At 68.6% G+C, this 12,927-nt stretch carries 8 protein-coding genes; 7 read left to right on the plus strand and 1 reads right to left on the minus strand.

Features of this window, described 5'->3' with window-relative positions:
• Nucleotides 1-105 precede the first annotated feature (105 nt).
• The 6 genes from AC3B6A_RS14315 (at nt 106) to AC3B6A_RS14340 (ending at nt 11,331) form a co-directional block, all read left to right on the plus strand.
• Nucleotides 106-1,247 (plus strand): IS3 family transposase gene (locus tag AC3B6A_RS14315; RefSeq protein WP_488397875.1). Its coding sequence is split into 2 segments (ribosomal slippage): nt 106-358 and nt 358-1,247, totalling 1,143 coding nucleotides; the frame shifts between segments, so codons are not numbered across the junction.
• Nucleotides 1,248-1,426: 179 nt separating this feature from the next.
• Nucleotides 1,427-3,073: a VRR-NUC domain-containing protein gene (locus tag AC3B6A_RS14320; RefSeq protein WP_488397876.1), complete on the plus strand. Its 1,647-nt coding sequence runs from the start codon at nt 1,427-1,429 to the stop codon at nt 3,071-3,073.
• Nucleotides 3,070-5,385, plus strand: coding sequence for an ATP-dependent DNA helicase (locus AC3B6A_RS14325; RefSeq protein ID WP_488397877.1), 2,316 nt, complete (start codon nt 3,070-3,072; stop codon nt 5,383-5,385). The genes AC3B6A_RS14320 and AC3B6A_RS14325 overlap by 4 nt, the downstream gene beginning before the upstream one ends.
• A gap of 831 nt (nt 5,386-6,216) precedes the next feature.
• On the plus strand, nt 6,217-6,831 hold the full coding sequence (gene imuA, locus AC3B6A_RS14330) for a translesion DNA synthesis-associated protein ImuA (RefSeq protein ID WP_488397878.1): 615 nt from the start codon (nt 6,217-6,219) through the stop codon (nt 6,829-6,831).
• 7 nt (nt 6,832-6,838) lie between these two features.
• Nucleotides 6,839-8,248: a Y-family DNA polymerase gene (locus AC3B6A_RS14335; RefSeq protein WP_488397879.1), complete on the plus strand. Its 1,410-nt coding sequence runs from the start codon at nt 6,839-6,841 to the stop codon at nt 8,246-8,248.
• Entirely contained in the window at nt 8,245-11,331 is a 3,087-nt protein-coding gene (locus tag AC3B6A_RS14340) for an error-prone DNA polymerase (protein WP_488397880.1), read from the plus strand. Before AC3B6A_RS14335 ends, AC3B6A_RS14340 begins: the two co-directional genes overlap by 4 nt.
• 150 nt (nt 11,332-11,481) lie before the next feature.
• Here AC3B6A_RS14340 and AC3B6A_RS14345 read toward each other — a convergent pair whose 3' ends face one another.
• Nucleotides 11,482-11,811, minus strand: coding sequence for a YdcA family protein (locus AC3B6A_RS14345; protein ID WP_488397881.1), 330 nt, complete (start codon nt 11,809-11,811; stop codon nt 11,482-11,484).
• A 137-nt stretch (nt 11,812-11,948) separates the two neighbouring features.
• On the opposite strand from AC3B6A_RS14345, the gene AC3B6A_RS14350 reads away from it, so the two are divergent.
• A complete protein-coding gene (locus AC3B6A_RS14350) occupies nt 11,949-12,884 on the plus strand; it encodes a LysR family transcriptional regulator (protein WP_488397882.1) in 936 nt (311 codons plus the stop codon).
• Nucleotides 12,885-12,927: the final 43 nt, after the last annotated feature.

The following is a 12,927-nucleotide window of genomic DNA, read 5'->3' on the forward strand; positions in this document are numbered from 1 at the left end:
CTCGCGAACCCCGCTTCACACTGGCCCATCCGGTGCAATTGAAGTGGCCTAATGATTCTGGACACCCCGATAGGGCGTTAAGCTTCGCCCACAGCAGAGGTGTTCATGAGCAGAAGATCATTCAGTCCGGATTTCAAACTGGAAGCCGCCCGCCTGGTGGTGGATCAAGGCTATTCGGTACCGGCCGCCTGCAAGGCGATGGGGGTAGGGCCCACGGCGATGCGTCGTTGGGTGGCGCAGTTGCAGCTGGAGCGTGGCGGTCAGACGCCGGCGCATAGCAAGGCGCTGACGGCGGAACAGCGGCGTATTCAGGAGCTGGAGGCGCAAGTCCGCCGTTTGGAGCGGGAGAAAGAGATTCTAAAAAAGGCTACCGCTCTCTTGATGTCGGACGCTCTCGATTAATCAGACTGGTCGAGGCATTGGGCGAGCAGCATTCGCGTACAGAACTGTGTCGGTTATTCCGCGTGAATCGCAGCAGTGTCTACGCGGCCCACCAGCGCCAGGCCCTTGTCTGCAGACGACGGGAAGTGCTGCGTCGACGCGTAATGGAGTTGCATGCCCAGAGCCGGTGCGCAGCTGGCGCCCGAACCCTGTCGGCCGCCTTGCGCAACGAGGGTCATACCGTGGGCCGTTACCTGGCTGCCCGGCTGATGAAAGAGATCGGGCTGGTCAGTACGCAGCGCCGTAAACATCGCTACCGGGTCGCCAAGGAACAAAGCGTCATCGCGCCCAACGAACTGGAGCGTCGCTTCAATGTGGACCGCCCCAACCAGGTGTGGTGTGGGGATGTGACATACCTCTGGGCTGGTGGTCGCTGGATCTACCTGGCGGCGGTGATGGACCTGTATGCGCGCCGGATCGTCGGCTGGGCCGTGTCCAACCGTCCAGACTCACAACTCACCGGGCGTGCCTTGCGGGTGGCTTACGAAGCCAGGGGCAAACCACAGCAACTGATGTTTCACTCCGACCAGGGCTGTCATTACACCAGCCTCGAATTCCGCCAATTGCTCTGGCGCTACCACATCCGGCAAAGCATGAGTCGTCGAGGAAACTGCTGGGATAACGCCCCGATGGAGCGTTTCTTTAGAAGCCTCAAGTCGGAGTGGGTGCCGTCTTCCGGCTACGTCGATCAGACTCAAGCAGAGGCCGATGTGCTGCGTTACCTGACCGATTACTACAACCATCAACGGCCACATCGCCACAACGATTACCAGACCCCGGCACAGCGCGAAGAGCTGACCGGATAGACCTAAACCGGTGTCCAGTTTTACTTGACCACTTCAAATGCGTTCGCGAGCAAGCTCGCTCCTACAGAAGGGCTCCTTCGCCGATGCAGGCCATATCCCGATAAAAGGCCGCCGCAACCCTTGCGGCCGGGCCACCGCCACGCCATCCTTGGCACTGTATGTAAAACCAGTGCCTGCCGATGCCCGCGCCGCTCGACCCCAGCCTTTATTACCTGACCAACTTCCACCGCGCCCTCGACTGGATCGACGAACGCTACGCCGACCTGCTCGACGCCGGGGAAGCCCGGTTCATCGCCGATTTCCGCGCGTTGCCGCTGCCGTCGCGGGCGCTGCTGGTGCGGCTGGTGATGCGCAAGGGCCCGCACTTTCGCGCCGGCAAGCTGAGTTATGCGGAGATCGGCGACATTCCTGCCGCCGCCGCGCCGCTGCTGGAACTGGGCTGGCTGGACGACGCCTGTCCGCTGGCGCTGGAAGAGCTGCTGCCGCTGCTGCTCAAGGACGAACTGCTCGCGCGCTTCCGCGATGACCTGCCGCGCGGCGCGCTGAAGAAGGCCGAGCTCTACGAACACCTGCACGCCTACCACGGGCAGGTGCAGCCGTTCGCCGGCTGGTACCCGGACCTCGACCGCCTCTACACCCTGATGGCGACGCCGCTGTGCGACCGCCTGCGCCTGCTGTTCTTCGGCAACCTGCAGCAGGACTGGTCCGAGTTCGTCCTCGCCGACCTGGGCATCTTCCGCTACGAAAGCGTGCCCTTCACCGCCGATTCCCGCGCCTTCCGCCGCCGCGACGAGCTGGAGGCCTACATCCACCTGTGGAACGGCGCCGTCCGCTTCGAAGCGGGTGAACCCGTCGCCGAGCTGCTGGCCGAACTGGGCAACTTCCGCAGCGACAACCCCTACCTGCAAGCCCGCCACGGCCGCCTGCTGTACCGCATGGCCTACCAGCTGGAGCGCGAAGGCGCGCTGGACGCCGCATTGGCGCTGTACCGGCGCACCGCCGCCGAGGGCGCGCGGCAACGGCAGATCCGCGTGCTGGAGCGCCTGCAACGCTTCGAGGAAGCCCACGCCCTGGCGCAGACCGCACTGGCCACTCCGGAAAGCGACGGCGAGCTGCAACTGGTCGAGCGCGCGCTGACCCGGCTGGTCCGCCAGCTCGGCCTGCCGAAGGAGAAAGCCGCCAAACCCGCGCCGCCGCTGCGCATCGACCTGGAACTGCCGCGCCCGGACGTCAACGTCGAGTTCGCCGTGCAGGCCGCGCTCCATGAGGACGCAGCGCCGGTGCACTACGTGGAGAACGCGCTGATCTGCAGCCTGTTCGGCCTGCTCTGCTGGGAGGTGATCTTCGCCCCGCTGCCCGGCGCCTTCTTCCACCCCTTCCAGGCCGGGCCGAGCGACCTGAACCGCAGCGACTTCGTCAGCCGCCGCGCGGCAAGCTTCGCCGCGCGCCTGGCGCTGCTGGACAGCAACGCCTATCTCGCCGCGATCCGCGAAACCTACGCGGCCAAGTCCGGCATCCTCTCGCCCTTCGTGCACTGGGAGCTGCTCGACGAAACCCTGCTGGAGCAGGCCCTGCACTGCCTGCCGGCGGCGCACCTGAAACTGTGGTTCGAGCGCCTGCTGGCCGACCCGAAGGCCAACCGCGCCGGCATGCCCGACCTGATCCAGTTCTGGCCCGCCGAGGCGCGCTACCGGATGATCGAGGTGAAAGGCCCCGGCGACCGCCTGCAGGACAACCAGAAGCGCTGGCTGGCCTTCTGCGCCGAGCACGGCATGCCGGTGGAAGTCTGCTACGTGCGCTGGCAGGGCGAGGACGAGCCCGCATGAGCTACGCCATCGCCGTGCGCGCGCTGTGCGAATTCACCGCCAAGGAAGGTGACCTCGACCTGCGCTTCACCCCCGCCCCCACCGCCCAGGAAGGCATGGCCGGGCACGCCACGGTGGTCTCCCGGCGCGGCCTGGGCTACATCGCCGAGCTGCCGCTGCGCGGCGAATATCCGGGGCTGGTGGTCAGCGGCCGCGCCGACGGCTACGACCCGGACGCCAACCTGCTGGAAGAGATCAAGACCCACCGCGGCGACGTCGCGCGCATCCCGCAGAACCACCGGCTGCTGCACTGGGCGCAGGTGAAGGTGTACGGCTGGCTGCTGTGCCAGACGCTGGAGATCGACGCCATCGATCTGGCCGTCGTCTACTTCAACGTCATCACCCAGAAGGAAACCGAGTTCCGCGAGCGCTTCGCCGCCAGTGATTTGCGCGCCTTCTTCGAACTGCAATGCCAGCGCTTCGTGCAGTGGGCCGAGCAGGAAAGCGCCCACCGCATCGAACGCGACCAGGGCCTGGAGGCGCTGCGCTTCCCCTACGCCGAGTTCCGCCAGGGCCAGCGCATGCTCGCCGAGTCGGTGTACCGCGCCGCCCGCGACGGCCAGACGCTGATGGCCCAGGCCACCACCGGCATCGGCAAGACCCTCGGCACGCTGTTCCCGCAGCTCAAGGCCTTCCCCGGCCAGCAGCTGGACCGCTTGTTCTTCCTCACCGCCAAGACGCCCGGCCGGCGCCTGGCCCTGGACGCCCTGGCGACCCTGCGCCAGCAGGACGCCGCCCAGCCGCTGCGGGTGCTGGAGCACGTCGCCCGCGACAAGGCCTGCGAGCACCCGGACAAGGCCTGCCACGGCGAATCCTGCCCGCTGGCCAAGGGTTTCTACGACCGCCTGCCCGCCGCCCGCGAGGCCGCGCTCAAGCTCCTCTGGCTGACCCAGGAGGCCGTGCGCAGCGTGGCGCTGGAGCACCAGGTCTGCCCCTACTACCTGAGCCAGGAACTGTGCCGCTGGTCCGACGTGGTGGTGTGCGACTACAACTATTACTTCGACATGACCGCCCTGCTCTACGGCCTCACCGTCCTCAACGACTGGAAGGTCACCCTGCTGGTGGACGAGGCGCACAACCTCATCGAGCGCGGCCGCGGCATGTACAGCGCAGAGCTGGACCAGGGCGAGTTCAACGCCCTGCGCAAGGTCGCCCCGGCCAAGCTGAAAAGCGCGCTGGAGCGCGTCGGCCGGCACTGGAACCAGCTGCACCAGGACCAGGACGTCGACTACCAGATCTACCCGACCATCCCCGACCTGTTCATCGCCGCGCTGCAGAAGGCCGTCAGCGCCATCACCGACCACCTCACCGACCAGCCCACCGGCAACGAGGCCGAGCTGCTGCGCTTCTACCTCGACGCCATGCTGTTCTGCCGGCTGGCCGAGGCCTACGGGCCGCACTCGCTGTTCGACATCACCCGCCACGATGTCAGCGCGCGGCGCGTGCTTTCGACCCTGTGCCTGCGCAACGTGGTGCCGGCGCCCTTCCTCGCCGAACGCTTCAAGGTGGCCCACAGCACCACGCTGTTCTCCGCCACGCTGACCCCGGCGCACTACTACGCCGACCTGCTCGGCCTGCCGGAAGACGCCGGCTGGCGCGAGGTGGAATCGCCGTTCCGCGCCGAACAGCTGGAAGTCCACGCGCTGAGCAACCTGTCCACCCGCTACCAGCACCGCGAAGCCAGCCTCACGCCGATCAGCACCCTGATGGCCCGGCAGTTCCGCGCCCGGCCCGGCAACTACCTGGCCTTCTTCAGCAGCTACGCCTACCTGCAGCAGGCGCTGGAGCGTTTCAGCGCCGAGCACCCGGACATTCCCCGCTGGGTGCAGTCGCGCAGCATGAACGAGCTGGAGCGCCAGGCCTTTCTCGACCGTTTCACCACGGAATCGCGCGGCATCGGCTTCGCCGTGCTCGGCGGCGCCTTCGGCGAGGGCATCGACCTGCCGGGCGACCGGCTGATCGGCGCCTTCATCGCCACGCTGGGACTGCCGCAGGTGAACGCGGTCAACGAGGAGATCAAGCAGCGCATGCAGGGGATGTTCGGCGACGGCTACGACTACACCTACCTGTTTCCCGGCTTGCAGAAGGTCGTCCAGGCGGCTGGACGGGTGATCCGCACGCCCACGGATTCGGGGGTGATCTACCTGCTCGACGACCGCTTCAACCAGCCCGCCGTGCGGCGGTTGCTGCCGGGGTGGTGGAAGCCGGAGCGGCTGAAATTCATCGCCGACCCGCCACGCGCGAAGGCACCGCAGGGGGACCTGCTGTTGTAGGAGCGGAGCTTCTCCGCGATGCTCCTGCTCTTCGTAGGGTAGATAACGCCACGCGCTATCCACCGTCTTGTGCGGCGTTTCTGCGCCGCTTCGGCGTGCGCTGGGAGATTTGGTTTCGCCCTCCCGGGCGAGTCCCTTTTGGCGCCCCAAAAGGAACCAAAAGGGCCCGTCCCGACATCCGGGTCTTCGCTTCGCTCAGACTCCCCTCGCTCCGGCATTGCTCCGAGGGTCGGCGTACAAGGGCCGTCCCTGGCCCTTTACGCCTCTCGCGGCATCCATGCCGCTCGCCCCTCTGCGCAATACCTCCACTCGGCCTCCTGACGGGACCCCGCGCGCGCCTGCAATTTCGGTGTGACAGACAGAGCCAGGGCTGAAGGATCTCTCTTCGTAGGATGGCGTGGAGCGAAGCGATACCCATCAAGGTGGATAACGCTGCGCGTTATCCACCCTGCAAGAGCATCGCGGACGGAGTCCGCTCTTACGAAAGCCGATCCCGCCGTAGGAGCGGACTTCGTCCGCGATCAGCCCCGGTTCGCGAGCAAGCTCGCTCCTACGAAATGCGCTCCGAGTTTTCCCTGTAGGAGCGAGCTTGCTCGCGAACCCGCCCGGCGCCGGCTTTGCCGGCGAATCGCGGAGAAGGTCCGTTCCCACGAGAGCCGCCTCCGCCACGCCTGAATCCCCTCCAGCCCCCATTGACGGCCCCATCCCACCAGATAAACTGTATATCCATACAGCATAATCCGAGTTTTCCATGCCCCGCTTACCCACTTTCCTCGCCCGGCCTTCACGCCGGGCGCATGACCGTCGCCGCTCGCCGGCCGGGAGGCCGTGATGGGCAACGTGGTCGCGCTCGATACCCTGTTCCACCAGCGCCAGGTCTGGAAAGGCCAGCCCCAGGGCCTGCCGCCCAGCCGGCAGCCCACCGGCCATGCCGTGCTGGACGCCGCCCTGCCCAGCGGCGGCTGGCCGGAAGCGGCGCTCAGCGAAATCCTCCTGGCCGCCGAAGGCACCGGCGAACTGCAACTGGTCTGGCCGACCCTGGCGCGGCTCAGCGCAGCGGGCGAGCGCATCGTGCTGGTGGCGCCGCCCCACGTGCCCTACCCGGCCGCCTGGCAGGCCGCCGGCGTTGTGCTCGAGCAACTGGCCATCGTCCGTGCAACGGGCCGCGATGCGCTCTGGGCCGCCGAGCAGTGCCTGCGCTCGGGCAGTTGCGGCGCGGTGCTGTGCTGGCCGCAGCAGGCCGACGATCGCGCCCTGCGCCGTCTGCAGGTGGCCGCCGAAACCGGCCAGACCCTGGCCATCGCCTACCGCTCGCAGCGCGAAGCGCTGAACCCGTCGCCCGCCGCCCTGCGCCTGGCGCTGGACGCAAGCCCTGCGCAACTGCGCGTGCTCAAGTGCCGGGGTGGCCTGGCGCCGGCGCGGCCCATCCCGCTGCCCTGGCACTGAGGCCGAGATGCTCTGGGCCTGCATCCTCCTGCCGCAGCTGGCGATGGACGGCGTGCTGCGCGGCCGTCCCGAGCCGGACGCCGCCCTGGCGCTGCTCGCCGGGCCGCCGCAGCGCCGCGTGCTGCAAGCGGTGAACCCGGCGGCGCGGGCGCTGGGGCTCAAGCCCGGCCAGTCGCTCACCGCCGCCCAGGCCCTGAGCCGCGACCTCGCCACCGCCGAGTACGACCTGCGCGAAGTGGAGCGCTGGCAGAACCTGCTGGCCGCCTGGGCCTACGGCTTCAGCTCGCAGGTCAGCCAGCACTACCCGCGCGCGCTGCTGCTGGAGGTGCAGTCCAGCCTGCAACTGTTCGGCCCCTGGCCGCGTTTCGAGGCGCGCCTGCGCGAAGAATTGAACGGGCTGGGCTTTCGCCACCGCATCACCGCCGCGCCCAACCCGGCCGCCGCGCGCATCCTCGCCAACGGCCACGACGGCCTGGCGATCCACGACCCCGACCAACTGCGCCAGTGCCTGGGCCGGATGCCGCTGGAACGCCTCGGCCTGGACCGCGACGCCGCCACCGCGCTGGGTCGCATGGGCCTGCGCAGCCTGCAGCAACTGCTCGCCCTGCCGCGCGAAAGCCTGGCCCGGCGCTTCCCGGCGCAGCTGCTGCGGCAGGTCGACACCCTGCTCGGCCTGCGCCCGCTGGCCCTGGAGTTCTACCGGCCGCCGGACCGTTTCGAATCGCGCATCGAGCTGAATTTCGACGTGGAATCGACCCAGGCGCTGCTGTTCCCGCTGCGCCGCCTGACCGCCGACCTCGCCGCCTTCCTCGCCGGGCGCGACAGCGGCGTGCAGCGCTTCACCCTGCACCTGGAGCACCACGAAGGCAGCGACACGCAGATGCCGGTCGGCCTGCTCAGCGCCGAGCGCGAGGCGGCGATGCTCTTCGAGCTGAGCCGCGGCCGCCTGGAGCAACTGCAACTGCGCGCCCCGGTGCACAGCGTGCGATTGGTGGCCGACGACCTGCCGCCCTTCGTGCCGCAGCACCGCGAGCTGTTCGACGACCGCCCGCAGCAATCGCAGCCCTGGGAACAGCTGCGCGAACGCCTGCGCGCACGGCTGGGCGACGACGCCGTGCACGGCCTCGGCGGCCGCGCCGAACACCGTCCGGAGCGCGCCTGGCAGGACAGCTCCACCCCGCGCCTCCCCATCGTCCAGGCCCCGCGCCCCGGCTGGCTGCTGACCGAGCCGCAGCCGCTGCGCGAGTTCGCCCCGACCCTGCTGGCCGGCCCCGAGCGCATCGAATCCGGCTGGTGGGACGGCGAAGACGTCCGCCGCGACTACTACCAGGTGCGCACCCGCAGCGGCCAGCGCGCCTGGGCCTTCCGCCCGGTGGGCGACGAGGGGCCGCTGCTGCTGCACGGCTGGTTCGCATGAACGCGCCGGATGACGGCATCGGTTATGCCGAGCTGCACTGCCTGTCCAATTTCAGCTTCCAGCGCGGCGCCTCCAGCGCCGCCGAGCTGTTCGAGCGGGCGAAGAAGCTCGGCTACCGCGCGCTGGCGATCACCGACGAATGCAGCCTGGCCGGCATCGTCCGCGCCTGGCAGGCGGCCAAGGAGCACGAAATCCCGCTGATCACCGGCAGCGAACTGAGCGTCGAGCAAGGCCCGAAGCTGGTGCTGCTGGCGGAGAACCTCACCGGCTACGAAAACCTCTGCCGCCTGCTCACCCATGCCCGCCGTCGCGCCGAGAAAGGCAGCTACCGCCTGGTGCGCGCGGACTTCGACGGCAACCTCGACCACCTGCTGGCGATCTGGCTGCCGCGAGACGACCAGGACGCCGACGGCCTCTGGCTGCGCGAGCGCTTCCCCGCACGCCTGTGGCTCGGCGTCGAACTGCACAAGGGCCCGGACGACGCCGCCATGCTGCGCCGCCTGCGGGCACAGGCCACGCGCCTGGACATCCCCGCCGTGGCCTGCGGCGACGTGCACATGCACGCCCGCGGCCGCCGCGCCCTGCAGGACTGCATGACCGCCATCCGCCAGCACCTGCCGGTGCACGAGGCCGGCCAGCACCTCTACCCCAACGGCGAACGCCACCTGCGCCCGCGCGAGGTGCTGGCGTCGGTCTACCCGGCCGAGTTGCTGGCGGAGACGTTGCGGATTGCCGGGCGCTGCAGCTTCGATCTCGATCAACTGGACTACCAATACCCCCGCGAGCTGGTGCCCGAAGGCCACACGCCGACCACCTGGCTGCGGGAGAAGACCGAGGAAGGCATCAGGCAGCGCTGGCCGGATGGCGCGAGTGAAAAGACGCGCCGCCAGGTGGAATACGAGCTGGAGCTGATCGCCGAGCTGGAATACGACAGCTACTTCCTCACGGTCCACGACATCGTCGCCTTTGCACGCAAGGAAGGAATCCTCTGCCAGGGACGCGGCTCGGCGGCCAACTCGGTGGTCTGCTTCGCCCTCGGCATCACCGAACTGGACCCGTCCAAGGCCAATCTGCTGTTCGAACGCTTCATCTCCCGCGAACGCAACGAACCGCCGGATATCGACGTCGACTTCGAGCACGATCGCCGCGAGGAAGTCATCCAGTACATCTTCCGCCGCTACGGCCGTTCGCGCGCCGCGCTGACCGCCGTGGTCAGCACCTATCACGGCACCGGCGCGATACGCGACATCGCCAAGGCCCTCGGCCTGCCGCCCGACCAGGTGGGCGCCCTGGCCGCCTGCTGCGGCCGCTGGAGCGACGAGCTGCCATCCACGGAGCGGCTGGTGGAAGCCGGCTTCGACCCGGACAGCCCGGTGCTACGCCGGGTGCTGGCGCTTACCGAGCAACTGATCGGCTTCCCCCGCCACCTGTCGCAGCACCCCGGCGGCTTCGTGATCTCCCAGCAGCCACTGGAAACCCTGGTCCCGGTGGAAAACGCCGCGATGCCCGAGCGCACGCTGATCCAGTGGGACAAGGACGACCTCGACGCCGTCCGCCTGCTCAAGGTCGATGTGCTCTCCCTTGGCATGCTCAGCGCGCTGCGCCGCTGCTTCAACCTGATAGAGCGCTATCGCGGAACGCACTACACCCTGGCCACGCTGCCATCGGAGTGCCCGAAGACCTACGAAATGATCAGCCGCGCCGACACCATCGGCGTGTTCCAGATCGAATCCCGCGCGCAGATGGCCATGCTGCCGCGCCTCAAACCCAAGGAGTTCTACGACCTGGTGATCGAGGTCGCCATCGTCCGCCCCGGCCCGATCCAGGGCGACATGGTGCATCCCTACCTGCGCCGGCGGAACAAGCAGGAGCCGGTCGACTACCCCTCCGAGGAACTCAAGCCGGTGTTCGAGCGCACCCTCGGCGTGCCGCTGTTCCAGGAACAGGTGATGCAACTGGCGATCATCGCCGCCGAATACACGCCCGGCGAAGCCGACCACCTGCGCCGCTCCATGGCCGCCTGGAAACGTCACGGCGGGCTGGAGCCCCACCGCAAGAAGCTGTTCGAGCGCATGACCGCCAAAGGCTACGAACAGGACTACATCGCCCGCATCTTCGAACAGATCAAGGGCTTCGGCAGCTACGGCTTCCCCGAATCCCACGCCGCCAGCTTCGCCCTGCTCACCTACGCCAGCTCCTGGCTGAAATGCCATGAGCCGGCGGCCTTCACCTGCGCGCTGATCAACAGCTGGCCCATGGGCTTCTACAGCCCCGACCAGCTGCTGCAGGACGCCCGCCGCCACGGCCTGGAAACCCGCCCAGTGGACGTGCGCCACAGCCACTGGGACTGCACCCTGGAGCCGATTCCCGGGCGCCAGCCGGCGATCCGCCTCGGCCTGCGCCTGGTGCGCGGGCTGCGCGAAGAGGTCGCCAGTGCCATCGCGCAAGCACGCGAGCAACGGCCCTTCACCGACATCGCCGACCTCTGCCTGCGCGCCCAACTGGACGGCCGCGCCCGCGAACTGCTGGCCGACGCCGGCGCCCTGCGCGGCCTCGCCGGTCACCGGCACAAGGCGCGCTGGGCGATTGCCGGGGTCGAACCGCAGCTGCCGCTGTTCGCCGGCCAGGTCACCGCGGAAGCACCCGTCAGCCTGCCGCTGCCCAGCCGCGGCGAAGACCTGCTCACCGACTACGCCACCCTCGGCACCACCCTCGGCCCGCACCCGCTGACCCTGCTGCGCGGCGCCCTCCGGGCCCGCCGCTGCCGCAGCTCGCAGGACCTCGCCGCGCTGGAAACCGACCGCCCGGTGCGGATCGCCGGCCTCGTCGTCGGCCGGCAACGCCCGGGCACCGCCAGCGGCGTCACCTTCATCACCCTGGAAGACGAGTTCGGCATGGTCAACGTCATCGTCTGGCGCGACCTCGCCGAACGCCAGCGCCGCCCCTACCTCAGCGCCCGCCTGCTACAGGTGGACGGCACCCTGGAAGCCAAGGACGGCGTGCGCCATGTGATCGCCGGAAGGCTGACCGATCTGAGCGAATTGCTGGACGGGCTGGATGTGAGGAGTCGGGATTTTCACTGAGCCGGTTTCGTCCGGCCGGGAGGAACGAAGCGTCCCGAATGCGAGCGTGCCCCTGCGTTGGGCGGTTCGCGAGCAAGCTCGCTCCTACAGGTTGACGCCGTGCGTTTCTGTAGGAGCGAGCTTGCTCGCGAACCATTTCCCCCTGCATGGCTATTTACGTCGGTAGCTCTTTTTCCCGCTGGGCGTCAGGCAATAAACCCCGCCGCGCGGGCCGGTGCAGAAGGTGCCGCTGCTGCAGGAGCAGGAGCCGTCATCGGAAGAAAAGCGCTGCGGTGATGGCGCATTGGAGCTGCCGCCGCCCAGGTAGGCCGAGCAGTCCTTCTTCGAACCGCTGATGGAGCCGTCGTTGCACAGGAAAAGCTCGCCCTGGCAACGGGCGATCCCGCCCTTGCTGCCGGAACAGGGCGTATTGGCGGCCAGCGCCAGCGTCGCCGCGAACAGCAGCGAGATCCCCCACAACCAGACCGATACCCTGCGCATCCTGCGTCCACCTCCCGAATAGTGGCGCAATGCTATATCGCAATGGCGATCTTGTCAGGCCGGCTCTCAAGGCACCGGAATTTGCCCACGGCGCCCGCGCCGCTTACCCTCCCGCTATCTCCCCTTCGGCCAGCCCCATGATCACCCTCCGCCACATCGAAGTCTTCCGCGCGGTCATGACCACCGGCAGCGTCACCCGCGCGGCGTCCTTCCTGCACACCAGCCAGCCCACCGTCAGCCGTGAGCTGGCGCGGCTGGAGCAGTTGATCGGCTTCGAGCTGTTCCGCCGCGAGCGCGGGCGGCTGGCGCCGACGGCGCGGGCGCTGATGCTGTTCGAGGAGGTGGAGCGGGCGTTCACCGGGCTGGACCGCATCGTCGCCTTCGCCGGCAGCCTCGGGCAGTTCGCCGAGGGGCAGTTCTCCATCGGCTGCATGCCGGCGCTGACCCAGGCGCTGCTGCCCGAGGCGTGCAAGCGCTTCAGCCTGGGCAACCCGGCGATCAGCCTGGAAGTCGCGGCGTTGGACTCGCCGCGCCTGGAGGAGCAGCTCAGCGCCCAGCGCCACGACATCGGCCTGACCGAGAACGACGAGGCGCCGCGCGGCACCGAGTTGCAGCCGCTGCTGGCGGTGGACGAGGTGTGCATCCTCGCGGACGGCCATCCGCTGCTCGCCCGCCAGCGCCTGGAGGCGGCGGATTTCGCCGGCCAGGCCTTCGTCAGCCTGGCGCCGGGGGACCGCTACCGGCACCTGATCGACGGGGTGTTCCTCGCCGCCGGGGTGCAGCGGCAGATGCAGGTGGAGACCCACAGCGCCGTCTCGGTGTGCAGCATGGTCCGCGCCGGGCTGGGCCTCGCCGTGGTCAACCCGATCACCGCGCTGATGTTCCAGGGCCAGGGCATCCAGCTGCGGCCGCTGGCGTTCTCGCTGCCGTTCCAGGTGAACCTGGTGAAGCCGCTGTACCGCCCGGCCACGCCGCTGCGCGAGCGCTTCGTCGAGGCGCTGCGGGAAGAAGCGGCGCTGCTGGTCGCGCGCCTGCGCGAGGCTGGCGTCGGCTGCACTCTATATCCAATCTGAATGGACTGAACAACAAGCGGCATTATCCAGCCTCCGAAACGCC

The organism is Pseudomonas sp. B12(2026), assembly GCF_057767015.1.

What these genes read in the sequence shown, in the direction of transcription:
- AC3B6A_RS14325 (WP_488397877.1), top strand. Translation starts at nt 3,070, where the DNA reads ATGAGCTACGCCATCGCCGTGCGCGCGCTGTGCGAATTCACCGCCAAG.
- AC3B6A_RS14340 (WP_488397880.1), top strand. Translation starts at nt 8,245, where the DNA reads ATGAACGCGCCGGATGACGGCATCGGTTATGCCGAGCTGCACTGCCTG.
- AC3B6A_RS14320 (WP_488397876.1), top strand. Translation starts at nt 1,427, where the DNA reads ATGCCCGCGCCGCTCGACCCCAGCCTTTATTACCTGACCAACTTCCAC.
- AC3B6A_RS14350 (WP_488397882.1), top strand. Translation starts at nt 11,949, where the DNA reads ATGATCACCCTCCGCCACATCGAAGTCTTCCGCGCGGTCATGACCACC.
- imuA (WP_488397878.1), top strand. Translation starts at nt 6,217, where the DNA reads ATGGGCAACGTGGTCGCGCTCGATACCCTGTTCCACCAGCGCCAGGTC.
- AC3B6A_RS14335 (WP_488397879.1), top strand. Translation starts at nt 6,839, where the DNA reads ATGCTCTGGGCCTGCATCCTCCTGCCGCAGCTGGCGATGGACGGCGTG.
- AC3B6A_RS14345 (WP_488397881.1), bottom strand. Translation starts at nt 11,811, where the DNA reads ATGCGCAGGGTATCGGTCTGGTTGTGGGGGATCTCGCTGCTGTTCGCG.